The 24,116-nt window shown below is 62.8% G+C and carries 21 protein-coding genes; 1 reads left to right on the top strand and 20 read right to left on the bottom strand.

Going from position 1 to position 24,116, the window contains the following annotated elements; all coding sequences use genetic code 11:
- Window positions 1-137: 137 nt before the first annotated feature.
- The 9 genes from ACSQ20_RS00720 to flhB all read right to left on the bottom strand — a co-directional run bounded on the left by ACSQ20_RS00720 (window position 138) and on the right by flhB (window position 11,853).
- A complete protein-coding gene (locus tag ACSQ20_RS00720; protein WP_436016525.1) occupies window positions 138-1,262 on the bottom strand; it encodes an NAD(P)/FAD-dependent oxidoreductase in 1,125 nt (374 codons plus the stop codon).
- A 6-nt stretch (window positions 1,263-1,268) separates the two neighbouring features.
- Window positions 1,269-3,059 (bottom strand): LodA/GoxA family CTQ-dependent oxidase, encoded by a 1,791-nt coding sequence (locus ACSQ20_RS00715; protein ID WP_436016523.1) that lies wholly within the window; start codon window positions 3,057-3,059, stop codon window positions 1,269-1,271.
- Window positions 3,060-3,107: 48 nt separating this feature from the next.
- On the bottom strand, window positions 3,108-4,313 hold the full coding sequence (locus ACSQ20_RS00710; protein WP_436016521.1) for a ferritin-like domain-containing protein: 1,206 nt from the start codon (window positions 4,311-4,313) through the stop codon (window positions 3,108-3,110).
- Between the two features lie 203 nt (window positions 4,314-4,516).
- Window positions 4,517-4,876, bottom strand: coding sequence for a hypothetical protein (locus tag ACSQ20_RS00705; protein WP_436016519.1), 360 nt, complete (start codon window positions 4,874-4,876; stop codon window positions 4,517-4,519).
- 140 nt (window positions 4,877-5,016) lie between these two features.
- Window positions 5,017-5,745 carry an RNA polymerase sigma factor FliA gene (locus tag ACSQ20_RS00700; protein ID WP_436016517.1) on the bottom strand — a complete coding sequence of 243 codons (729 nt, stop codon included), beginning with the start codon at window positions 5,743-5,745 and terminating at the stop codon, window positions 5,017-5,019.
- Window positions 5,746-5,776: 31 nt separating this feature from the next.
- The gene (locus ACSQ20_RS00695; protein ID WP_436022810.1) at window positions 5,777-6,655 is read right to left on the bottom strand and encodes a MinD/ParA family protein; all 879 of its coding nucleotides are present in this window, start codon (window positions 6,653-6,655) and stop codon (window positions 5,777-5,779) included.
- The gene (flhF, locus tag ACSQ20_RS00690) at window positions 6,648-8,531 is read right to left on the bottom strand and encodes a flagellar biosynthesis protein FlhF (RefSeq protein WP_436016515.1); all 1,884 of its coding nucleotides are present in this window, start codon (window positions 8,529-8,531) and stop codon (window positions 6,648-6,650) included. Before flhF ends, ACSQ20_RS00695 begins: the two co-directional genes overlap by 8 nt.
- Entirely contained in the window at window positions 8,528-10,633 is a 2,106-nt protein-coding gene (flhA, locus tag ACSQ20_RS00685) for a flagellar biosynthesis protein FlhA (protein ID WP_436016513.1), read from the bottom strand. The genes flhF and flhA overlap by 4 nt, the downstream gene beginning before the upstream one ends.
- The gene (gene flhB / locus ACSQ20_RS00680) at window positions 10,630-11,853 is read right to left on the bottom strand and encodes a flagellar biosynthesis protein FlhB (RefSeq protein ID WP_436016511.1); all 1,224 of its coding nucleotides are present in this window, start codon (window positions 11,851-11,853) and stop codon (window positions 10,630-10,632) included. Before flhB ends, flhA begins: the two co-directional genes overlap by 4 nt.
- A gap of 228 nt (window positions 11,854-12,081) precedes the next feature.
- Between flhB and ACSQ20_RS00675 the strand changes: the two genes are divergently transcribed.
- Window positions 12,082-12,417, top strand: coding sequence for a helix-turn-helix domain-containing protein (locus ACSQ20_RS00675; RefSeq protein ID WP_436022808.1), 336 nt, complete (start codon window positions 12,082-12,084; stop codon window positions 12,415-12,417).
- 96 nt (window positions 12,418-12,513) lie between these two features.
- On the opposite strand, the gene ACSQ20_RS00670 is transcribed toward ACSQ20_RS00675, so the two are convergent.
- From ACSQ20_RS00670 to cheA, 11 genes are all read right to left on the bottom strand, one after another.
- Window positions 12,514-12,813 (bottom strand): HigA family addiction module antitoxin, encoded by a 300-nt coding sequence (locus tag ACSQ20_RS00670; protein WP_436016509.1) that lies wholly within the window; start codon window positions 12,811-12,813, stop codon window positions 12,514-12,516.
- A gap of 163 nt (window positions 12,814-12,976) precedes the next feature.
- Window positions 12,977-14,197 carry a DUF3443 domain-containing protein gene (locus ACSQ20_RS00665; protein WP_436016507.1) on the bottom strand — a complete coding sequence of 407 codons (1,221 nt, stop codon included), beginning with the start codon at window positions 14,195-14,197 and terminating at the stop codon, window positions 12,977-12,979.
- A gap of 30 nt (window positions 14,198-14,227) precedes the next feature.
- A complete protein-coding gene (locus ACSQ20_RS00660) occupies window positions 14,228-14,776 on the bottom strand; it encodes a DUF2844 domain-containing protein (RefSeq protein WP_436016505.1) in 549 nt (182 codons plus the stop codon).
- A gap of 272 nt (window positions 14,777-15,048) precedes the next feature.
- Complete coding sequence (cheZ, locus tag ACSQ20_RS00655) at window positions 15,049-15,759, bottom strand: protein phosphatase CheZ (RefSeq protein WP_436016503.1); 711 nt, start codon at window positions 15,757-15,759, stop codon at window positions 15,049-15,051.
- A gap of 2 nt (window positions 15,760-15,761) precedes the next feature.
- Window positions 15,762-16,157: a chemotaxis response regulator CheY gene (gene cheY / locus ACSQ20_RS00650; protein ID WP_436016501.1), complete on the bottom strand. Its 396-nt coding sequence runs from the start codon at window positions 16,155-16,157 to the stop codon at window positions 15,762-15,764.
- Between the two features lie 57 nt (window positions 16,158-16,214).
- Window positions 16,215-17,300: a protein-glutamate methylesterase/protein-glutamine glutaminase gene (locus tag ACSQ20_RS00645; RefSeq protein ID WP_436016499.1), complete on the bottom strand. Its 1,086-nt coding sequence runs from the start codon at window positions 17,298-17,300 to the stop codon at window positions 16,215-16,217.
- 5 nt (window positions 17,301-17,305) lie between these two features.
- The gene (gene cheD, locus ACSQ20_RS00640) at window positions 17,306-18,082 is read right to left on the bottom strand and encodes a chemoreceptor glutamine deamidase CheD (protein ID WP_436016497.1); all 777 of its coding nucleotides are present in this window, start codon (window positions 18,080-18,082) and stop codon (window positions 17,306-17,308) included.
- Window positions 18,079-19,056, bottom strand: a complete 978-nt coding sequence (locus ACSQ20_RS00635) for a CheR family methyltransferase (protein WP_436016495.1) — start codon at window positions 19,054-19,056, stop codon at window positions 18,079-18,081. The genes cheD and ACSQ20_RS00635 overlap by 4 nt, the downstream gene beginning before the upstream one ends.
- A 214-nt stretch (window positions 19,057-19,270) precedes the next feature.
- Complete coding sequence (locus ACSQ20_RS00630) at window positions 19,271-21,211, bottom strand: methyl-accepting chemotaxis protein (RefSeq protein WP_436016493.1); 1,941 nt, start codon at window positions 21,209-21,211, stop codon at window positions 19,271-19,273.
- Between the two features lie 86 nt (window positions 21,212-21,297).
- A complete protein-coding gene (gene cheW, locus ACSQ20_RS00625) occupies window positions 21,298-21,828 on the bottom strand; it encodes a chemotaxis protein CheW (RefSeq protein ID WP_436016491.1) in 531 nt (176 codons plus the stop codon).
- Window positions 21,829-21,861: 33 nt separating this feature from the next.
- Entirely contained in the window at window positions 21,862-24,066 is a 2,205-nt protein-coding gene (cheA, locus tag ACSQ20_RS00620; protein ID WP_436016489.1) for a chemotaxis protein CheA, read from the bottom strand.
- Between the last annotated feature and the right edge of the window lie 50 nt (window positions 24,067-24,116).

The following is a 24,116-nucleotide window of genomic DNA, read 5'->3' as shown; positions in this document are numbered from 1 at the left end:
GCATATCAGTGATCCTTTTTCTTCAGGTCAAATTGCAATGGATGCATCAGCGACGCTTGCTTTTGGTTTTTTGTAGCTGCGCCGAACACGAAGCGTAGCGCATATAGACAGGCAGCATTGAGCCCACCAAGGAAAGATCAGCGTTGCAATCTCAAATTCCCCGCCGCCGCTTGCGGGCACTGCCCGCGCCGCGCCCAAAACGCACTGTCCCGCCACCTCGGTTCAGCACCATAGCGTTGCAAACGCTCCATTAGATAGCGTCCGAACACTACGTTGGCACGATCAACATATGCCCGCGCACCATCGCACCCGCCCTCGAGCATGTCGATGATGGCAGGCGCGGCTGCCAATCCGTCGCTTAGCGCGCCCGAGATTCCCGATGACGTCAGTGGGTCCCAGCCCATGAGCGCGTCGCCTACGGCGATCCAGTTCGTTGCCGCACCGCGTTCGAGACATCCACTGTGTGCCGCAAACGCATGAATCGCAGCAGGCGGCTTATCCGGTGGCGGCACGTGGCTCGCGAGCAACCGCGTCTCCCGCCACGCGCGAACATAGGCACCCCAATCGTGAAAGCCGCGCGCCACCGCAATGTCCCGATCAGTCATCAAGGAGACCAGCGTATGCCCGTCCGGCAGGACGACCGCATACCACCACCCGTGCGTGAACGCTTCCACGAGCGAGAGGCCCGTCAGGTTTAGCGAGTGAGTCGTGCGTATCGTCAGCGCAACGAGCTTGTCGAGCTTTCGCCGACGAACGCCGAGTTGCGTGGCCAATGGCGAGCGACGGCCGCCCGCGTCGGCCACCACACGCGTCGATACACTCCCCAATCCGCGCAGCCGCACGCCCCAACCATCGTTCAAAGGCAAAATCGCCTCGATGCCCGCGCAACGATGCAATTCGATACCGCGTTCGCGCACTTCGTTGCATAACTGCGCGTCAAACGCTGCGCGATCGAGGTGCCAGCCGTGCCCGACACCGCGTGACAGAAAGTGATCGAAACGGGGTTCGTCGCCGCCCCATAGCGAGAGGTCGCCCTGGTACGCACGGTGCCCGCGCAGACCGAGCCGGCCCTCCACATCCAACCGGCGCAGCAGCGCGCTTACGTCGGGCGTAGCCGATTCGCCGATTTGAAAGGGCTGCGCCGAAGCGCGGTCCACGACGACAACGCGACACCCTGGCGCGGCCAGCGACAGAGCCAGTGCGCTCGCGCAACCGGCTGGCCCGGCGCCGACGATCAGCACATCGCAGTACGTGGACAACACGGCGTCTCACCGAGTGGGCGGCGGCGGAAGAAAAGGCCTCGGGAGCGTCCGCTCGACTTCGACAAAACGCGGTGCGCCGTCGATGGATTTCTCAATGACGAAGCCCAGCTCCGACCAATACCGGACCATATCGACGTCGTCAGCGAACCCGATATAGTCCTTCGCCAATTGGTCGAAGTCCGTGCCGATCCACGGCACCTGCGAGCCCGGCTGCGGGCTCGGCGGCACCGAAGGCGAAGCGATAACCGTTTCCCGTTGCGGCTCCAGATAAACAAACGCAGGCCGATGCGCCGGCCACCACCAAATCAGGCGATCGTCGATCGGGTAGGACGAACATTCGTTGAAATCGCTTTGCCACGGTATGGCCATATAACGCGTCAAGTCGCCGGGCTCCATGCCGGACGCCGGTTCATAACCGAGCCGCAGCGGTCCCGTCTCGACAAAGCGATTCCGAATTCGAAACGGTTCCGCATAAATTTCGGGAACACGCGCAATCCAAGTCATTTCGATGCCCGGACAAAGCGGCGCCCCGACGCAGTTGTCGAGCGCTGCCCGCGTGAATGCGTCGGCCGCATTGGCATCCGGGTATCGATCGACAAAATACCCCTCAGCCCATTGCTGCAAAAAGAAGTACTGTGTGTCCGTCACGCGCATGTATTTGGCCGTGGCCGTATCGGCAGCGGAATCGTCGCCGCCCAAGAACGGCATCATCGACGCGCCGGCCGCGTTGTATAAGCTGTTCTCCGCACCGGGCGGCCGCAGTACGTCGACGAGGTAGCGTCTCAGTCCTTTGAATTCATCGGCGCCGTCGCCGCCTGCGCCGATCGCCCGCAGTTTTGCAATGTCGAATGTGTGCGGTTTGGGCGGCATCGCCGTGACCCACGGATACAGCGTCGCGCGCTCGAGAAAAGGCTGAATGTCGGTCTGGAAATTTGGCCGATAACCGTCGCGGCCGGACTGCCACATACTGCTCTTGTAAATGTCCGGATAGCGGCCCGCACGCACCATCACGTCGAACATCAAGTCGTACAGCGTGACGAGGTTCGGGATTTCGGGCGCATATTTGGGCGGTGCGACGAGCACGCGGGCACTCGCCGCGTCGATCACCGTGCCGTCCGAAAATTCGATGGTCGCCCCAACGGGGCCGTCGGATGTGTCGTCCCACCAACCGTCGTTGTTGGCATAGTCCGCAAGCTCTGGGTCCGGGTCCGTGGTGCCGGAAATGCCATAGCCGCCGAGCACCAGCAACCGTCCATCGGCGTCTGTTTGCAGTTCGCCAAGCGTGTCGATCGAACCCATCGTCGGATAGAGAGGCCCCGGCGGAAAGTGCGCGCCCCGGTACCCGGCCGGCACCTGCTCTCGGTTGAAATGCACACCGCGTTGATTGCGGCCCGCGATGCGACGCGGCCCGGCATCGATCAGCAACTCATGGCGGTTGGACACGCCCGCGTTGCGCAATCGATGGTTCGGCGCAAAGCCATCCTGTCCTTGCAAAGGCACAAACTCATACCAACTGGGCTTCTTGTTCGCAAGGTGAACCGTCCACCGGATCGACTTGACACTCGGCGCGCTCAACGTCACTTCCTCGACGGTGTCGCCATCGATGCGATAGACGCGAAACCGCGCGGCCTGCCGGCAAAGCCGCGACGCTTCATCGCGAAGATCCTGTTGCTGAAACGGACGGCCGTCGGGATTGATGGGCAACCCTCGATAGACCTCCGGCCCGATGTAAAACTGCTCGGGCGCGTTGCCGACTCGCGCAATCCCGATAGACGGATGGATCTTGTATTCGATCATGGTCGTTTCCGCCGAAGTAGCCAGCAATCATCGATCACTAAGCAAACATTAGTCAGTAGTACTAACGAGTGCTGTCGTATGCCTTCTGACATCGTCCAGCATCGTCATCAATTCGTCGCGCGCGGTGCGATTCCTGATTGTCGACGCAGCCTCACGCGCCTTCGCATGCTGCCGCTCGAATGTGAGTACGTCGCAGCCTGGTTGATAGAGATAGGTCGGCGCCGCGTTCGGCCCCACGGTGCTGTCGCCGTCGGCCAGCATCGGCGTGCACGCGAGGCCACGCGCGAGTGTCGGCATGACGTGGTGCATCAACGGCAAGGCCCGCGCAAAGAACGGGTCCGGGGCACCGCTCGCGCTGGGTGCAGCAGCGGCGAAACTGCTTTCCAACGCATCGAGCATCATGCTGTAGGCCACATCGAAAGTCTCGACTAACCGAAGCGCGACCTCATTGGAGAAATCGGATCGCTTCGGATTCGAGGCGATCGGATACGTTGCGGGAAAGTTCGCGACATCGAGCGCGGCCATGCGGAACTTGCGGAAGTGCGACATCTCGTACGGCGTGCCGATAATGGGACCGTAAGTACCGTCGACGCGGTCGCCGAAATAGTTGTAGGTTCCGAATGCGCTGGTCGCGACGAGCGCTGCGGCAGCAGGCGCACTACCCTCGCCTTGCTGGACGATTTGCTCGATGCCGTCCAGCGCGCTCGCGACATCGTGTACGACCATCGACTTGCCGCCGAATTTTCCCAAATAGATATCGGTGCGTTGACGCGCATTCGGGTTCGACTGGAACAGCGGTGGAGCGAAGGTCGCGCGGCGGTACGCTACGATCCCATCGCGCAGAAACTCGTAGAGTTGGGCCACCGTGTCATATTGATCGCCCTGCGCGGCGGCATGCGGGGGAGCGGGGGCCTCTATTGCGGCAAACGTGTTCTCGAAAACTGCGGGCGACGCCGGGCAAAGGCCAATGTATGGCGTGCGGTTCGGGTTGGCGTGGGGCAGGTAACACGGATACGTCGGGGCGGCCACACCGGTAAATCTCGGTTGCCCGCCGATTCCGACGAGGAGATTGGCTGCCTGGTTGACATGGAACATTTCCTCCATCACCACCGAGCGCAGCAGTTGATATGCCTTGCTGCCCACGTCGACGATCGAATACAACGCGCTCAGGTAGGGAGGGATCGTCGTGAACTCGACTTCGATCGCCAGTTGAGCTGCCTGCTGCAGTCTTTTGCGCGGAGCGTCTGCCCCCAAGGCGCCTGCCTGATCACCGTCACAATTGCTGAACAGGTTTCCGAACGGTTTCTTGGAATCGACGAGTCCCGGCATTTTTCCCTCGACTGCTTGCGCCCTCGGGTTAGAGGATAGTGGCGCCTGTGGGCAGTAAGGCTATGAGAACTGCTAGGACCGCATGCCGAGAAAACAACGATAAATGCATGATGCGACATCGTCGCGCGTCACCCCCGTGAGATAGCTCCGGGCGTGACGCTCATGTACTGTTTTAAGTGTGGCTTGCCCAGAGCAATCAGATTGAGCATCGCCACCCCGAGACGGCGTGCGAATTCGTCGTCAATCTTGTAGTCGAACTCGTCCAGTAAGATCGGCATATCGAGTCGACCGGCCAGCAGCGAGGCGAGCTCAGCTGAATCACCCGTCTGAACGTTGAATTTTTGTTCATCGTCGTCGTATGTCAAGACGACCGAGTAAGGCGGGTGCGTTGCCATCAATATCCCCTGCATTGCCGCCTGATGGATCGACCGTATCCGCGGCCAGCGCCGCAAGAATTCTTCGGCGTCCCGCATTTTGACCGGAGCCATCGACTGATCTCCCTGGGAGGACGGGACGCAATCGTAGTCGCATCTCGCCGCCCAGGTGAACTGGTCGGGTTATCAGGTCTTCGTCATTACAATGCGAAGCGCCCAATAACGGCGCAATCGCATGACGTCACTCGATCAAATCAATCAACACTAGCCCAAGCCATCTCGCGCAACCGCGTACGCAACCGCGCCACCGCTTGGCTATGCAACTGACACACACGCGATTCGCTCACTTCCATCACCGCGCCGATTTCACGCAGATTCATGCCGCGCTCATAGTAGAGCGACATCAAAAGTTTCTCGCGTTCCGGCAGCTTTTCGATTGCTTCAACGAGCGCCGAGCGCAGGCTGTCGTCGAGCAGCGCCGAGAGCGGGTCCGTATGGTCGACGCAGTAGCGATCGAGAAACGGCTCGTCGTCGGCCGAGCGGTCGAAGTCTTCGTAATAGATCAGTTGCGAGCCGTGCAGATCCTGCAGCATCGACTGAAACGTATCGAGCGGCATCTTCAAATGATCGGCAACTTCCGTTTCACTCGCCGAGCGGCCCAGCCGCTGTTCGACCTGATGCACAGCCGACTCCACTTCGCGCGAAGTCTTGCGCATGCTGCGCGGCAACCAGTCGTTGTTGCGCAGCTCGTCGAGCATCGCGCCCCGGATGCGCTGACTCGCGTACGTTTCGAACTGCGCGCCCTGGTCTTCCTTGTATCGACTCGCCGCATCGAGCAAGCCGATCATGCCGGCTTGGATCAAATCGTCGAGATCGACGCTCGCCGGCATCTTCGCCACGAGCTGCAACCCAAGCCGGCGCACGAGCGGTGCGTACTGTGTCAATACATCCGTCTGGGACATTTTCCCTTGAGCGTTGTACATCGAGGGCCCCCTTTTCCTTGTCCCTATCGTTTCAAGCATGTTGATGCGCAGCCGTCGCGTCGGCGTTTGCCGAACTCGAGACGGTCGAACGCACCGTGGTGGTTGCCGTGGCGCGCGGCGCAAGCGCCGGGCGCATCGGCCAATAAAGCATTTCAGCGGCGACCTGCCGGTAATCGCGTGCGGATGGCGCCGACGGAAACGCATCGACGACGCAACGGTCCAGTTCGAGCGAGCGCTCCATGAACTGATCGGCCGCCACACATCCTGCATTCGCAATCGACACCGTCAGGTAGCGCGCAGCGACCTCTGCCAGGTTGTCGAACGTCGTATGCGCGTCCGACAAACTCGATACGTGGTTCACAAGCACGCGAAACTGCGCAATCGCATGCTCGTAGTGCAGCCGTTTCATGCACGCATAAGCCTCGGTAATCGCCTGAGCCGCCACACGCGTGACGATCAGCACGTCGTGCGACTGCGTGGCCAGCGCCGAGAGCGCACCGCGGCGATCGAGCCGCGCGTCGATCAGCACGACATCGGCCGGCCCCGCGAGCATCGTGCCGAGCTGCGCGGCGCTGTAGCCCGAGCAGTTCTCGCGCGACGCGGCCAGCACCGAAAATCCGAGGTGATGGCGCGGCGCAGCGTCTTCGATGCCGATGTCTCCTGCGAGCAACGCACGCAGATTTCCCGCACCGTGCACGCCGCCCAGCATCGATGAGACCGAATTCGCGCCGAGGCACTCATCAATGACGAGCACGTCTTTGCCAAGGCCCGCCAGTGCGGCGGCAAGGTTGACGATCGTCGACGTGCAGCCGACGCCGACCGGCCCGCCGGTCACGGTTACGACGCGCGAACCGCTTTTCGCGAGCAGGCGGCGCAGCCCTTCGGCTTGATCGGTGACGTGCTTATCCAAAGCGAACCTCATGCAGGTCGGCGTTCGCACGGCTCGAGAGCGCGGACAGCAAAGCCGGAATGTCGTCGTCGTGCGGCACAAATGGCGAATGGTCGCGCGGAATGCAGAACGCGCTCTTGATCAAAAATTTCCGGGTCGCGACGTACAGGTTCTCCGGCACTTTCTGCCCGGTCGAGACGTAATGCACAGGCAGCTTGTAGCGGATCACGGCATCGAGCACGCCGCCCAGGTTCGTCGCTTCGTCGAGCTTCGTCAGAATGCAGCCCGCCAGATCGGGTTGCCCCTCGGCGCTGCGATACGCCTGCACGACTTCGTTCAAAGTATCGCCGTGGCTCGTCGCATTGAGCAGCAACAGGCGCTGCACGGGCAGGCCGGCGCCGCAGAGCATGGCGATCTGGTCCGAGACGGTGCGATCGCGCTGGCTCATGCCGATCGTATCGATCAATACGATGTGTTTGTTGCGCAGCTCGGTCAGCGCAAGTTGCAAATCGGCGGCGTCCTTCACCGCGTGCACGGAGACGCCGAGAATCTTGCCGAAGATGCGCAATTGTTCATGGCCGCCGATCCGGTAGCTGTCCGTCGTCAGCAGTGCAACCTTGCTCGCGCCGAAGCGCATCACGCAGCGCGCGGCGAGCTTGGCGGTCGTCGTGGTCTTGCCGACGCCCGTCGGCCCCATCAGCGCGAACACACCGCCGCGCTCCATCAACGCATCTTCGTTTTCGAGCACGGGCAGATTCGCACCGAGCACCGATTGGACCCATTGCATGCCCGCTTCGACGTTCTCGAACTCGGGCATGTTGTCGACCATCATCCGCACCAGCTGCGCGGAAAAACCCGCGGCAAAGAGCTGTTTCGTGAGCGTGCCTTGCACCGGGTTGCGGCGTTGACGCTCGCCCCACAGCAGGCCGGCAAACTGCTCTTCCATCATCCCGCGCATCGACGACAGTTCGCTCATTACGGTCTGGCTGACGACTTCTTCGATACGTGCGCGAACCGCATCGGCCATCGTGGCTGCGTCCGGCGAATGCTCGTGGCCTTGCTCGGCCTTTGCACCAACGCCGTCGAAAGCGGGCGTGACGCGCGGCACGGCGCGGCGGGCAGCCACCTGTGCAGCCTCGTGTGCCCAGTCAGGCAACGAAGCCGAGGCGAGTTCCTCGGGCGACAAAATCTTGCCCGGCGCGCCCAAGCCTTTCGCTGCCGCCGCAGCCGGCGTCATCGCATGCGTTTTCGCCGTGTGGGCAGCCGGCGTCGCGTGGTCGCCACGCTGCTGCTGTGAGCCCAAGCGCTGCGCGTGATCGATGAGCCAAGGGTTCGACTCGGCCATTGTCTGTGCCGCTTCGGCCGCACCGGTCGCGCTGCGCGCGGCGGGCATCGTGCCGGCAGGCTTGGCGTCGGTGTGCCGCTCGCGTGCAGCGAAGGCCGATGGCCGGGCCGACGTGACATTCGGCGCAGCCAGCGAGGCCGCGCCGGGCGCGAAGCCGCGCGCATCGGCCGCATTGGCATTGGCGCCGATTTCGGGGCTCGCGCCGAACACCGCCGAGAACACGTCCGGCATGCCGTTGGCGTAGGGGTTCGCGAATGCCGCGTTCGATGTCGGCGCAGCTAACGCTTGCGACGGCTGCGCATCGTATGCCGCAGGCGAACGCTGCGAATGGTGTTGCTGGGACCTACCGGCACCAGCACCGATACCCGCATCCGAGCCGTCACCGCCGGCAGGCGCGAGCGCAGCCAGATCAGTGTCGGCCAGCGCGACAATTTCGACGCTGCCGTCTTCGTTCGTGCGATTCGACAACACGACCGCATCGGCACCGAGGGCCTCGCGCACGAGACGTAAGGCGTCGCGGCTCGTTGCGCCAACAAATTTACGAATATTCAAGCTAGACCCCCGATGAGGTTAACGACTTTGATCGTGCGTGTCTCGGGCACTTCGGCATACGAGAGCACTTTCAATTGAGGCAGGCTGCGGCGCAGGAATCGCGCGAGCATGGTGCGCAGCGCGTGCTGCACGAGCAGCACCGGCGGCAGCCCGGCATTTTGTTGACGGGTGATCGCACGCTGCGTCTCCGTCAAAAGCGAGTGGGCAAGGCCGGGTTCGAGGCCCGGGTTGACGCTGGTCGAAAGCGCCTGCGAAAGCACACGTTCGAGATTGGAGTCGAGCCCCATCACCTGCATTTCGCCATTGCCCGGATACCACTGCTGCGTGATCGCGCGGCCCAGCGCGAGGCGTACGGTGGAGGTCAGCTCGTGCGCGTCGCCCGACTTGCCCGATTGCTCGCACAGCGCTTCGAGAATCGTGCGCATGTCGCGAATCGGCACACCCTCTTCGAGCAGGTTTTGCAGCACCTTTTGCAGCGTGGCGAGCGACAGCGTCTTCGGCACGAGATCTTCGACGAGCGATGGCGCGTCCTTGCCGATGCGCGTAATGAGCGCCTGCACTTCCTGGCGGCCAAGCAACTCGGCGGCATGCTGCACGACGAGATGGTTCAAATGCGTCGCCACCACCGTGCTCGCGTCGACCACCGTGTAGCCGTACACCTGAGCCTGCTCGCGCAGATTGGTGTCGATCCAGACCGCCGGCAGGCCGAAGGCCGGATCTTGCGTCGGCGTGCCCGGCAGCGCGGCCGTGACCTGCCCCGGATTGATCGCGAGCCACTGGCCCGGATACGCTTCGCCCACGCCGACGTCGACGCCCTTGAGCGTGATGCGATAGCCGTTCGGACGCAGTTCGAGGTTGTCGCGAATATGAATGACGGGCGGCAAGAAGCCGATTTCCTGCGCGAACTTCTTGCGGATGCTCTTGATCCGCTTGAGCAACTCGCCGTCGGTGTTCTTGTCGACGACCGGAATCAGGCGGTAGCCCACTTCGAGACCGAGCGCATCGATCAGCGTCACGTCGTCCCAGCTCGCTTCGTTCGATTCGGCAGGCGCCGCAACCGCCGGTGCCGCGTCGAGCAGCACCGCACTCGCCTTGGCCTGCTCGGCACGCTTTTTCATCGCGCGGCTGAGTTGGATCGCCCCGCCGCCAAGCAAAATGAAAGCGAAGTGCGGCATGCCCGGAATCAGGCCGAGCACCCCGATGATGACGCCCGTGATCATCAGCACGCGCGGGTTCGTGAACAGCTGTCCGGTCAGTTGCGTGCCGATGTCTTCATCGGTCGCCACGCGCGAGACGATCACACCTGCCGCCGTCGAGATGATCAGCGAGGGAATCTGTGCCACGAGCCCGTCACCGATCGTCAGCAGCGTGTACGTCGTGCCGGCAGATTCGAAGTCCATGCCGTGCTGAACCATGCCGACGATGAGCCCGCCGAACACATTGACGACCATGATGATGAGGCCGGCAATCGCATCGCCGCGCACGAACTTCGAGGCACCGTCCATCGCGCCGTAGAACTCGGCTTCCTGCGAGACGGCGAGACGGCGCTTGCGTGCGCCTTCTTCGTTGATGAGGCCCGCGTTCAGATCGGCGTCGATGGCCATTTGCTTGCCGGGCATCGCGTCGAGCGTGAAGCGTGCCGCCACCTCCGCGATCCGGCCCGCGCCCTTCGTGATCACCATGAAGTTGATGACCATCAGGATGGCGAACACGACGATGCCCACCGCGAAGTTGCCGCCGACGAGAAAGTGCCCGAACGATTCGATCACCCGCCCGGCCGCAGCCGGTCCGGTGTGGCCTTCGAGCAGCACGACGCGCGTCGAGGCCACGTTCAGCGAGAGCCGCAGCAGCGTGGAGAACAGCAGCACGCTCGGGAAAGCCGCGAAGTCGAGCGGCTTCATCGTGTACATGCTGACGAGCAGCACCATCACCGACAGCGCGATGTTGAACGTAAAGAGCAGATCGAGCAGGAACGGCGGCAACGGCAGGATCATCATGCCGAGGATCATGCAGATCAGCACGGGGCCTGCCAGCGCGCGCAAGTTCGTCCCGGCCAGCGCCTGCGGCCGTTTGGCGAAGAAGGTTCCGACGCGCGCGTTCATGCCGACGCTCCGTTGGCGCTGCCGTTGCCGTGGCCGTCATTTGCGCCAAGCGCTTCTTGTTCTTCCTCGCGCATCTCGTCGTCCGAGATCGGGCCGTGGTCCATATCGGCCGGCACATCGAGTTCGGTCGGCGCGGCGGGCACGTCGCCACCGTCTTCACGGAAGCGCCGCAATTGATAGACCCATGCCAGCACTTCGGCCACGGCGTTATAAAGCAGGCCGGGGATTTCGCGGTTCAGTTCGACGTTGTGATAGAGCGCACGGGCCAGCGGCGGGGCTTCGAGCAGTGGCACGTTATGTTCGTTCGCGAGTTCGCGAATGCGCGCGGCCACGAGGTTCACGCCCTTGGCGACGACCTTCGGTGCGCGCATCGCGCCATCCGCGTATTGAAGCGCCACGGCGTAGTGCGTCGGATTCGTCACGACGACATCGGCCGTCGGCACCGCGACCATCATGCGGCGGCGCGCCATCGCACGCTGTTGCTGGCGAATGCGGCCCTTCACGTGCGGGTCGCCTTCGTTTTCGCGGTGTTCGCGCTTTACCTCTTCCTTCGTCATCCGAAGCTTCTTGTGGTACTGCCAGAGTTGATAAGGCACATCGAGCGCGGCGATGACAAAGAGGCCGCCGATGGTCCAGGCACAGCAGGTGGCGATCAGCGCCATGCCGTGGCCGAGGGCGCTCGTGAGCGATTCCGTCGCAAGCGCCAGGATCTCGTCTTTGCGGTGCCAGACGGCCGCGCCGCCGATGCCGCCCACGAGCAGCACCTTGGCGAGCGACATACCCACCTGAACCGGCCCGTTGAGCGAGAAGATGCGGCCGAGGCCGGCAATGGGGTTCATGCGTTCGGGCTTGAACTGGAGCACGTTGCCGGTCAACAGCCAGCCGCCGATGGCCATCGGCGCGAGCAAGGCGGCCACGCCCGTCAGGGCGAGTACCGGCAGCACGGCGAGGATGCCTTCGCGGCCAGCCGCACCGGCGCCAATCAACATGCGGTTCGGATCGACGACGCTTGCGTGATTGAACGTGAAAGCGCCGCGCATCATCGTTTGCAAGTGGGTGCCGATCGGGCCGGACAAGCCCCAGACGCCGAAAAATCCGGCCGCGAGCAACGCGAACGACGCCAGTTCTCGGGAACGCGCAACCTGCCCTTCCGCACGCGCCTTTTCAAGACGCCGGGGAGTGGCTGATTCGGTTTTCTCGAGGTCGCTGTCCTCTGCCACAGGGTTTCTCCGCTCCGGTCACGGCAACATGCCGCTTTTCATTGAGAGCGATTATTCCTGGAGGCGTCAACCGACGATCGGCGGATAAAGACCTGGAAAGGGGTGTATTTCGACTGATGGGGGGACGGGTGGGTAGGAATGACCGATGGAGGCTGCTTGGGCTTCGGGTTGCGACGTTACCCGAACAGGTATAATCCCGGCGGCACGCTTCGGCACGGGAACCAAGAAATGCGAAAACGGATCGTTGAAAGCATGGACGTACAACGCGGCTCGGGCAACGTCTACGCCGATCTTGGCTTGCCCGATGCAGAAAAGCTGAGGATTAAGACCGGCCTGGTGATCGAAATCAGAAAGGCCATGCGTACCCTTGGACTCACCCAGCAAGCCGCTGCGAAACGCATGGGCGTGCCGCAGTCGAAGGTGTCAGGCATGATGCATGGCAACTTCACCAACCTGTCTGAACGCAAGCTGATGGACTGCTTGAACCGGCTCGGCTACGACATCGAGATCAAAGTGCGGCCAGCCGTCGAGCCGATCGGACATCTCACGCTTACGATCGCTTGATGAAAGATTTCCTGGCGCAGGATCTCGCCAGCAACTATTTGATCGGAGTCCATCGCAACTGGCACGCGGTGAGGCATTGCGCCGCCGGGCGCCTGTCTATGCAGCAATGGCGATCGGATGGATTTTTTCGAGTTCCGCAGCCAACGCTTCCTTTGCCACCGCCGTCTCATAATCGAGTTGCAAGCCGGTCCAGAACGCGTCGCTCGTTCCGAAGTAGCGAGACAGGCGCAAGCCTGTGGCGACCGTGATCGCGCGCGTGCCGGCAATGATTTCGCCGATACGGCGTTGCTGCACACCAATGTCCTTCGCGAGGCGGTAGGCAGTAATGCCCATCGGGCGAAGAAACTCTTCTTGAAGGATTTCGCCCGGAGTCGGGTACATGACTTCGCGTGCCATGACAGTTCTCCAATTAGTGATAATCGACAATCTCGACGTCGGAAGCGCTGCTACCCTCAAACCGGAAGCACACGCGCCATTGATTTCAAGACAATATTATTGATTGCGGGCGACAGCTCAAAGCTGCCGCCCGTGACCGGTCCAGCGCGAATACGCCGGAAGACTAAAACGCCACGTAGGGCGTTTGCGTGCGGCCGAGCTGGGTCAAGTCATAGCCGAAGTAGACGGTACGGCCATAGAAGAACGGCATGCCGACGTCGACGACGCCTGACAAGCCGAGATCGCCGGCCAGATCGTTAAACGCGAAGTTGCCGCTGGTAAGCAGCGTTTGGCCATTTTGGATCGACATGGCAACCGTCGCGGTAGCCGCGGCGCCCGACATATTCGAAACCGTGACATTGCGCGATGTCAGCGACGATGGGCAATAAAACGCTGCGTAGATGCCGCTGCACGCTGCCAACGTCGCGTCCTGGAAGAAATATCCGTTGGAGCCGGAATCGAAGAATGCGGCCCCCGACGTGGTGCCAAACGTGCTGTTGACGAGCCCGGCTGAGTTCGTGCCAAACGTCGTGGCCCCCGTCAGCACATTGTTGGCCTGTGTCCCGATGCCGAACGTCATCGTGCCCGAGGCCGACGTTGCACCGTTCGCACCTATCGCCGGCATAGTCAGGACGACGCCGTTGTTATCGCTCGCAAACTTCACCACCGGGTTGGTGACCTGGTCCACGAGCGCGATCGTCGTCGCCGTGCAATTCGCGCCGCCCGGGCAGATGTAATAAGGCGGGTTGGTCGGGATCGACGTCGCGCAACTCTCGCAATCGTACGGCGCCACGCCAATACCGAGCACACCGTTGGCGCCGAAAAGGGCAACCGTGTTCTCGGCCGTACCCGTTGCCGCGCAATTGGACGGCACCGATGATGACGACATATCTCCGATGATCGCAACAGGTACGTTGCCGGCGGTTTTGCTGCCGATCGTCAAATCGGCCCTGCGCACCGAGCCCCATGTGTAGCCGTCGGCGAATTGGGTGCACTCGGCAATCTGATTGCCGCTGCCGTCGGTTTCCGGAGCCAGGTTCGGCAGCACCCCAGCCGCCGCCGTATTCACGATGCGCAGCCCGTACGACATCGTATCGACCTGGATGTTGTCGATCGTCTGGCAGTGGGCCGTGCTGCCGGGCGGGCAGACCGTGACGCTCACGGTGGGAATGTTGGCCACGCCGCCGGTGCCCTGAGCAACGTTGATCGCCACCTGATTCGCCGGAGTGACCGGAGCCGGACTCCCGCCTCCGCCCCCGCTCCCGCCCCCACCACAACCCACGACCACCGCCGCCATCACAACGGCCCCAAGCACGCCCAACGCGCGCGCGAATTGGCTTGTCATTTGCAAGATCGTTCTCCTTCGGCGGCGCGGTTATTGGATCTGATCGGCGCTCACGCCCGACGGCAACGCGTTGCGCAGGTAAGCCTGCCCGAAGAACGCGCCCATGTGGCCGACCGAATAAACGACGAGCCCGGATTCATCGACCGCGGCTGGGCGACGGCCCGCGCGCTGGGCACGCTGGGCCTCCAAAGCGCTCTTGTATTGCGAGAAGTAGGTGCCGAGCAGCGTGGAAAGATCGGGTATGCGCGGCCCGCGCCAGGCGATGCCGAACACGTTGCCATCCTGAGCGACGTACTCGCGCACGACCGTGCCGCCTGACAGCATGGTTTGCTTGATCGTGTAGCTGGCCGAGCTCGCTGCCGCACTAGCCGCACTAGCCGCACTAGCCGCGCTGGCCGTGCCCGACGCGCCCGTGGACGAAGCCGCGCGCGCAACCGGCGTAATGGTTTTAGCGACAGCGCCGGACGGCGTAGCCATCGGGGCCCCCCCGAGCTCCGCGTACGCGGGCGCCGCCGCGCCGAGTAAACCGCAGACCGCGAGCATCGTCGGCAGCGCGGCACGAATCAAACGAATGGACATAGAAAAGGTTCCTCCTTTTGGAAGTGTTTTTATCGCGCCCCTCGGCACGGACGGTCCTCTACTGCGTATGTCTCTCTCAAGCTCATGACCTTCGCAAATCTAACCCACTCGCGGCCTCGCGGATACTGTCGCCCACCGCAAAATTCGCGCCGCACCCCGAATAACCCGCCATCTGGACGGCAAAGCCAGGCCACCAAAATGAAGAAGGGCGGCTCCGCTGACACGGACCGCCCTTAACCAAAATCCCAGCAATATCAATAACAAACCCGCATTCAGAACCCAAGACTAGCCAGCAGATCGTCGACTTGCGACTGATCCTGAACGACATCCGCCCGCCCTTCCGGGTTGATCTGCGGGCCATTGAGCAGCGAATCGGGCGAGCCCGTCGCGCTCGGCTCGGCGGCAAGCTGCGCCGCCGTCGCAGCGAATTGCTCGCGCCGCTCCGGCGCAATGTTCTCGACCAGAACGCCAAGCAATTGCTGCTCGATCAAATAAACGACATCCATGATCTTCTTGATGACCTGCCCGGTCAGATCCTGGAAGTCCTGCGCCAGCATGATCTCGAGCAACTGCGCATTGGTCCCGGCCGTGGCCTCGGGCACGCTCGCTAAAAACGCCCGCGTGTCGGTCATCAGCGTGCGCACTTCCTCGCGCTCGATCGGGGCGGCAAACCATTGCGCCCAGCGCGCGTCGAGCGCGCCCGCGTCGGCTCGCAGGTGTTCCTGTATCGGCTTGGCGACGTCGATGGCGCTCAGCACGCGCTCAGCGGCCTGCTCGGTCATCGCCGCCACGTACTTGAGGCGGTCGCGCGCGTCGGGCACGGCTTCGGCCGCACGCTCGACATGTTTGTCGAGGCCAAGCTCGCGCATCGAGTCACGCAAGGTCCGCGTCAGCGAGCCAATGCGCGCCAGAATGCGGTCCGTGTGCAGATCGGTGCTGCTGTCACCACCCGTACCTACGCTTACGTTTGTCAACTGATCCATGATCAGCTCCCGGTCTTCGTCATCTTCTCGAGGATCTTCGTGAGCTTTTCATCGAGGGTTGCTGCGGTAAACGGCTTCACCACGTAGCCGCTCGCGCCAGCTTGCGCCGCCGCGATAATGTTTTCCTTCTTCGACTCGGCCGTCACCATCAGCACCGGCAGGTGCGTGAGCGAGGCGTCGGCGCGGATCTCCTTGAGCATCGCGAGACCGTCGAGATTCGGCATATTCCAGTCGGAGATGACGAAGTCGTAGCCGCCGCCGCGCAGACGCGAAAGGCCCGCTGCGCCGTCTTCCGCTTCGTCGACGTTGCCGTAGCCGAGTTCCTTGAGCAGGTTGCGGACGATCCGACGCATCGTCGGAAAATCGTCCACCACCAGAATTTTCATGCTTTTGTCCATCTCGATCCCTTTATCCCAATTTCGCGGCGCGAAGTGCACAGTGGCCCACTCGCCAACCTACACGCGCTGCACCCGGTCGCCCATCGTCGCGAGGCGTGTCATCACGCGCCGGCTCATTTCCGACAAAGACACAATTTCATCGGCGCCACCCATCGCAATCGCTTCGCGCGGCATGCCAAACACGATGCAACTGGCCTCATCCTGCGCGAGAGTGTATGCGCCCGCATTTCGCATGTCTAACAAACCTGCTGCGCCATCACGCCCCATGCCCGTCAAGATCACCCCCACCGCGTTCTTGCCGGCATGCAGCGCGGCAGAGCGGAACAACACGTCCACCGAAGGGCGATGCCGGTTCACCGGCGCCTCGTCCGACAGGTGGGCGATATAGTTCGCCCCGCTGCGTGCGAGCAACAGATGTGCATGCCCCGGCGCGATATACGCGTGCCCGGGCAGCACGCGCTCGCCGTGCTCAGCCTCTTTAACGGTAATTCGACACAAACCATTTAGGCGTTGAGCAAATGATTTTGTAAATCCCGGCGGCATATGCTGCGCGATCATCACTGCCGGCGCATCGGGCGGCAGCGGCACGAGCACCTCGCGGATCGCCTCGGTGCCCCCCGTCGACGCACCCACGATGATCAGCTTTTCCGTACTGACGAGCGGATTGTTCAGCATCGGCGCGTGCGCGGCCGGCGAGGCGCCAACTCCCGCCGCATGGGCGGCCGGCGCGCTCTGGCGCACGCGGGCGCGCGAAGCGGCGCGAATCTTGTCGGCGAGCTTTTCCGAGTAGTCGAGCATCCCATCGCGAATGCCTACTTTCGGCTTCGTGACGAAATCGACCGCGCCCAGTTCGAGTGCGCGCAACGTGATCTCAGAGCCACGCTCGGTCAGCGACGACACCATGACAACCGGCATCGGCCGCAGCCGCATCAACTTTTCGAGGAAATCGAGCCCGTCCATGCGCGGCATTTCGACGTCGAGCGTCAGGACATCCGGGTTGTGCTGCTTGATCAGCTCGCGCGCGACGAGCGGGTCAGGCGCGGTCGCACACACCGCCATATCGGGCTGGGCGTTGATGATTTCGGTCATCAAACTGCGAATCAGCGCCGAATCGTCGACACATAAAACTTTGATTTTCTGCACAGCTCTCACGCCTCCTTCACGGTCTTAGCGCTGTCGTTCATGCCGGTAGCGATGCCGCCGCCGAATGGGCGGGAATCGAACGTCTCGATGCGCGGCCTGGGTGCCGAACTGAAGAGTTCGATATGCGGGCGGCGCTGACCAGACACCACAGGTGACGTGAACAATTCCGCATTTTCTTTTTCACGCGCACGCGCATGCCGGGCCGCGCGCGCTTCGGCTACCTGCTTGGCCAGCGCCTGCTCGCGCTCGGCCACATTCGGTTCTTGCTGCAAACGCAGCTTTTTCACCATCGCCTGGCCGGTGGCGGGCATGAACGCGACCTTGCGCGGATGCACACCCTGCAAATCCTCGGCGGCGATGCGGATCTTCTCGAGCCCCAGATAACGCCGCACGAACTCTGCGTTGCGGTCCCCGATGTTGATCGTCGTCATCCCGGCCAGCACGGCCGCGCCGCCGAACACCTTGGCTTCGAAGCGCTCGCGGCGGCCGCCCATCTTGATCAGCTCGTTGATCAGCAGTTCCATCGCGAACGCGCCATAGCGCATCGAATCGGACGCGGCCGCGTTGGCTGATTGGTCGCCGTCGTCGGGCAGCATGAAGTGATTCATGCCGCCGATGCCGGCCGTGCGATCGTGAATACACGCCGCCACGCACGAGCCGAGCACGGTGACGAGCACCATGTCTTCGCCGGTCGTATAGAACTCGTTCGGCAATAACTTCACGCCCGAACGGTTGAAGTGATTGTCGAAATACAGATTGGTGGCAATGGGCAGCCGGCTCATGCTTCGGCCTCCTCTCCGTGCCTCGTGGCCGCGCGCGCATGCCCGTGGCCATGGCTTTGACCGCGCGCGCCGGCAGCGAGGTCGCGCGTGAGCTCGTAGACCGTCTGCCCACGCAGACGGAACGCCTGCGTCACATAAGTGAAATTTTCCGAATGGCCGGCAAAGAGCAGCCCGCCCGATTTCATCAGCGGATCGAAGCGCGAGAGCACCTGCGACTGTGTCGGTTTATCGAAGTAAATCATCACGTTGCGGCAGAAAATCGCATCGAATTGCGTACGCAAGCCATAGTCCGCATCGGTCAGATTCAATTGCTGAAAGCGGATCATCGCGCGCAGTTCGGGGCGCACCTTCACGAGCCCCGCCTGCGGCCCGGTGCCTTTCAAGAAGAAGCGCTTGAGACGCTCTTGCGAAAGCGGCTTGACTTGATCGAGCGAATAGATACCGGCTTCGCATTTGGCGAGCACTTGCGTATCGAGATCGGTGGCGAGAATGCTCGCCTGGCGCGCCGCCGACTCGCCGAGCGCCTCGACGAGCGTCATTGCGATCGAATAGGGCTCCTCGCCGGTGGAGGCCGCCGAGCACCAGATCGACACCGGCTGTTGGCGCCGCTTGACGAACTCGGCAAGAATCGGGAAGTGATGCGATTCGCGAAAAAATGCCGTCAGGTTGGTCGTCAACGCATTGGTGAACGCTTCCCACTCGGCCGGATCGTTTTCGGCCTCGAGCAGCGCCAGATAATCGCGAAAGTTGTCGAGCCCGCGTGCGCGCAGGCGCCGGGCAAGGCGGCTGTATGCCATGTCGCGCTTGTGCTCGGACAGCGAAATGCCCGCGCGCCGATGGATCAGCCCGCGAATGCGTGCGAAATCGGCTGCGGTGAATTCAAAATCGCGTTCGGCGAACGCGGTACGCTCGGCCACGCCGGCGCCGCCGGAATCGGCCCGCTCGAGCCGTTGTGTTGCGCGCGCTGTCGTCATGTTGCTTGTCTCGCTTTCAGCAATGTCGGGCCGCGCGTCATGCGCCCCGGCGCACGATCTGCGTGGCCGTGTGCGGCATCGTTGGCGTCCTGCCGGCGCCGGGTGACGCGCGGCGCAATGTGTCGCCCGGGTGCGGGCAGGATGCCTTTATGCCACATGCTCGTTACCTGCACTACACGTCGCACGTTGCCGCGCGACGCCTTTCGAACTGCGTTTAGAACGTTTCCCAGTCGTCGTCGGATTTGCTCGACGACACCGCGGCGGCCGGCATCGGCTTAGCCACAGGTTGGGGTTTCGCGACGGGTGCCGGCTTGGCCGCGGCGGCCGGCTTTGCTACGGTCGATGATTTTGCTGCAGGTGCCGCCGTACCGGAGGTTGCCGCCGGCACAGAGCGCGACGAGGGCGATGCCTGCGATGCCTGCGATACGTGCAACGTTTGCGAACCGTGCGATGCAAGCGGCGCGTTCGGCGCTGCGCCCGCTGCCTTCGCCGGTGCGGGCAACGGCTTGGCAACGGGCAGCGCAGGCTTGCGCAGCGCGCTTGTCACCGGTTTCGTCACCAGTTTCGACGCCGGCTTCACCGCTGCTGCCGGTGCATAGGTGCCGTCGATTCGCCACCGGCCCACGACCGCCTTCAGCTGACGCGTCTGCTCTTCGAGCGACGCGGCGGCTGCCGCGGCTTGTTCGACGAGCGCCGCGTTTTGCTGCGTGACGTCGTCCATCTGCACCAAGGCGCGATTCACCCCTTCGATGCCGGTCGACTGCTCTTCCGACGCCGCGCTGATCTCGCCCATGATGTCGGTGACACGCCGCACAGCCTGGACGATCTCGCCCATCGTCGTGCCGGCACGCTCGACGAGCGCCGAGCCGCTTGCAACCTTGTCGGTCGAATCGCCGATCAACGATTTGATTTCCTTCGCTGCCGCCGCGCTGCGTTGCGCGAGGCTGCGCACTTCACCGGCCACCACGGCAAAGCCGCGGCCCTGCTCGCCCGCACGGGCGGCTTCGACTGCCGCGTTCAGTGCGAGGATGTTGGTCTGAAACGCGATGCCTTCGATCACGCCGATGATGTCCACCACCTTGCCCGAACTCGTCGCGATGTCTTGCATCGTCGTCACCACCTGATGCACGACCTCACCGCCACGCGTGGCGATATCGGACGCATTGACGGCGAGCTGGCTTGCCTGCCGTGCATTCTCGGTGTTTTGACGAACGGTACCGGTGAGCTGCTCCATGCTCGATGCCGTCTGCTGCAAAGACGAAGCCTGCTCTTCCGTGCGCTGCGACAAGTCGGTGTTGCCGATGGCGATTTCATGCGCGCCCACGTCGATCGACTCGGTGCCGCCGTGCACGGCTTTCACCATCGAGGTGATGCTGTCCTGCATTTGCTTGATGCCGGCAAAGAGCCGCCCGATTTCGTTGCTGCTCTTCACGTCGACGACACGCGTCAGGTCGCCTTGCGCGATATGGCCGAAGTGCGCAATCGCGTCATTGATCGGCTGCACGATCAGGCCGCGCAGCGCGAAGCGGATCAGCACCACGAGCACGATCGACAGCGCGACGACCGCGATGATCAGCGAGCTCATCAACGAGACTTGCGAGGCCGACTCGGCGCGCAAATCTTCGGCACGCTGCTTCAATGAGTTCAACACCTTCTCGGACGACTCGCCGAACGCGACGAACATCGGGCTGATCTTCGTATCAGCAAGCGCGTGGTAGGTGGCCATGTCGCCCGCGCGTACGGCCTCGAACTCCTTCTCAACGCCGTCGTGCAGCAGCGTGGCTTGGTGCGCGGCCAGCTCGCTTGCGAGCGCCGGATCAAGACCTTGCTTTGGCTCGCTCTGGTACGCCTGCCAAGCTTCGTTTGCCTTGTTGAGCAGCACTTGCGAACGCTCGATGACCTTCTTCGCCTCGTCGGGGTTGTTCGCCTCCATCAGCGCGCGGTAACGGTCGAGCGAAATCCGCGTGCGCAGTAAATACGAGCCGGTGTTGTCGAGCGCGTGAATCGCCGGCAAGTCGTCGCCGGAAAGCGTATCCACGGCGCGCCCAGCATGCGATAAAGCCGTGAGCCCGAGCCCGCCGACCACGAGGATCAGCGCTACGAACACCGCGCCCATGGCCGTGAGCGTCGTGCGAATCGACCAGTTCTGCAGCATCTTTGAAACTCTCCATCGTCGGTAGCTGGCAACGCCCGAGCACGGGGCTGGGCTCGCCGCCCGCTACCCTATTGGTTGCAGCCTTGTTACTGCGTGAGCGCCTCGATCAGCGCCATTTCCTTGCTGACCATCAGCTTCTCGATGTCCATCAGAATCAGCATGCGGCCTTCGACCGTGCCGAGGCCGGTCAGGTACTCGGCCGTCAGCGTCGCGCCGAATTCGGGCGCAGGCATGATCTGATCCGTCGTGAGCGTGAGCACATCCGAGACGCCGTCGACCACCATGCCCACCACGCGATGCGCGACGTTCAAAATGATCACGACGGTTTGATGGTCGTACTCGACGCGGCCCAGATGAAACTTGATCCGCATGTCGACGATCGGCACGATGATGCCGCGCAAATTGATGACGCCCTTGATGAACTCGGGCGCATTCGCAATGCGCGTCACGTTGTCATAGCCGCGAATCTCCTGCACTTTCAGGATATCGATGCCGTACTCTTCCGCGCCGAGCGTGAAGACCAGGAACTCTTGCCCGGCCGCCTCGGCTTGTTGCGCGTTACGGCGCCCGCCTGCGACGAGCGCGGTATTCGAATTGGTGGTTTGAACTTCTGCCACGTTAGCCCCCAAACGGTTGGGAATTACTGCAAGTTACGAAAAGGTCAGAGCGCCGTGCATGACACGGGACTCACGGTTCAGTGCTGCCACGTCGACGATCAGAGCGACGCTGCCGTCGCCGAGAATCGTTGCCGCCGAGATCCCGCGCACCTTGCGGTAGTTCGTCTCGAGATTTTTCACGACCACTTGTTGCTGCCCGACCAGCTCGTCGATCAACATTGCAAAGCGCCGGCCTTCGGTTTGCATGATCGTGACGATGCCTTGCGTCGGCTCGGTGCGCGCACCTTCCACCGAGAAGATCTCGTGCAGCGCGACGAGCGGCAGGTACTCACCGCGCACGCGCACCACGCGCTCGCCGTTGGCGACCGTGTAGATATCCTCCGGCACCGGCTGCAGCGACTCCATCACGAAGTTCAGCGGCAAGATGAAGATTTCGCTGCCGACCTTCACCGACATGCCGTCGAGAATCGCCAGCGTAAGCGGCAAGATGATCCGCGTCGTCGTGCCCTTGCCTGCGTGCGAGGTGATTTCGACGTGTCCGCCCATCGCCTGGATGTTGCGCTTGACAACGTCCATGCCCACGCCGCGGCCCGATACGTCCGTGACCTGCTCGGCCGTCGAAAAGCCCGGCATGAAGATCAGATTCCAGACTTCCTCGTCGGTCATCGATTCGCTGACCTGCATGCCCTGTTTCATCGCCTTCGCGAGAATCTTGTCGCGACGCAAGCCTGCACCGTCGTCGCTGACTTCAATGACGATGTTGCCGCCGTGGTGCGCGGCCGAGAGCACGAGTTGCCCGGCCCCTTCCTTGCCCGCCGCGCGCCGCGCTTCGACGGTCTCGATGCCGTGATCGAGACTGTTGCGCACGAGGTGCGTGAGCGGATCGATGATGCGTTCGATCAGACTCTTGTCGAGTTCCGTCGCCTGACCGAATGTGACGAGCTCCACTTGCTTGCCGAGCTTCGATGCAAGATCGCGCACCAGACGCGGGAAGCGGCTGAAGACGTAATCCATCGGCATCATGCGGATCGACATCACCGCTTCTTGCAGATCGCGCGCATTGCGCTCGAGCTGCGCCATGCCATTGAACAGCCGATCGTGCAAGGCCGGATCGAACGTGCTCGTCGTCTCGGCCAGCATCGCTTGCGTGATGACCAGTTCGCCCACGAGGTTGATCAACTGATCGACCTTCTCGACACCCACGCGAATCGAGCTGCCCTCTGCGCCCGCCGCGGCCGCGGCAGGACGTGCCTTCTTTTCTTCGCCCGCGCTCGCCGCCGCGGCCGCTGGGGCCGGTGCCGGCGCGCTTGCGCTAGTGCTGGTGTTAGTGCTCACCTCGGGCTTCGGCTCAGCGGCCGGCTGAACCGGGGCGGCCGCGACTGCGGTCTTCGCGGGTTCCGGTTGCACCGACGGAGCCGGCGAAGGCACACCAACTGCTGTGCCCTCGCCGGGCGCGGTGCCGCGGCCGATTGCGATCTGACTTTCATCGATCACGAAGCAGCACACGGCAGTAATGTCGTCGGACGACACATCGCTTTGCAGATAGACGACGAGATCGTCGCCCGTCTTCACCCGCCCGACGATATGACCCAGGTTGCCCAACTCTTCGGTCAGCAGCACCTGGTCCTTCTCCCCCACCCCCCGTAGCGTAATTTTCAGGTGAGGTCCTGCATCTGCACCGATATTGGTATTGGCGTCGGCGCCTGCCGGGGCCGAGCCATGCGCCACCTCTAGCGCCTGCGCAACGACGTGCTCGGGCACGCCTTGCGTATCGGTCTCGTTCGCCGTGCCTGTGGGCTCGACGCTCACGGCCGGTGCTGCCGCCGGGGCTGCCACGGGTGCCGCTTCACCGTCGGCCTTCAGTCGTTCGAGCTTGGCGCAAATCGCGGCCGCGCTAGCCGCATCGGGCTCGGCACTGGCGCGATAGGCTGCCAGTTGGTCCGCCAGCACGTCCTTCGTTTCCAAAAACGTGTCGATCATGTCCTTGCGCAACGTCAATTCGTTGTTGCGCGCGCGATCGAGCAGCGACTCGAGAATGTGCGTCGTTTCCGTGAGCGCCGTGAAGCCGAAGGTCGCCGCGCCGCCCTTGATCGAATGCGCCGCGCGAAAGATCGCCGCCAGATCCTCGGGGTCGGGCGTACCGATGTCGAGGTTCAACAGAAGCTGCTCCATCTGCGCGAGCAGTTCGTCGGCCTCGTCGAAGAACGTCTGATAGAACTGTGTAATGTCGAGTGTCATGCTGAGTCACCGCGAAAAATCTGCGTCTGGCCGCTGCGCTGGATAGTCCA

Origin of the sequence: Trinickia sp. LjRoot230, assembly GCF_964253315.1 — a bacterium.
In the GTDB taxonomy this organism is placed as follows: Bacteria; Pseudomonadota; Gammaproteobacteria; order Burkholderiales; family Burkholderiaceae; genus Trinickia.
Note: the sequence above shows the minus strand (reverse complement) of the source record. Positions and strands in the feature narration are given on the sequence as shown.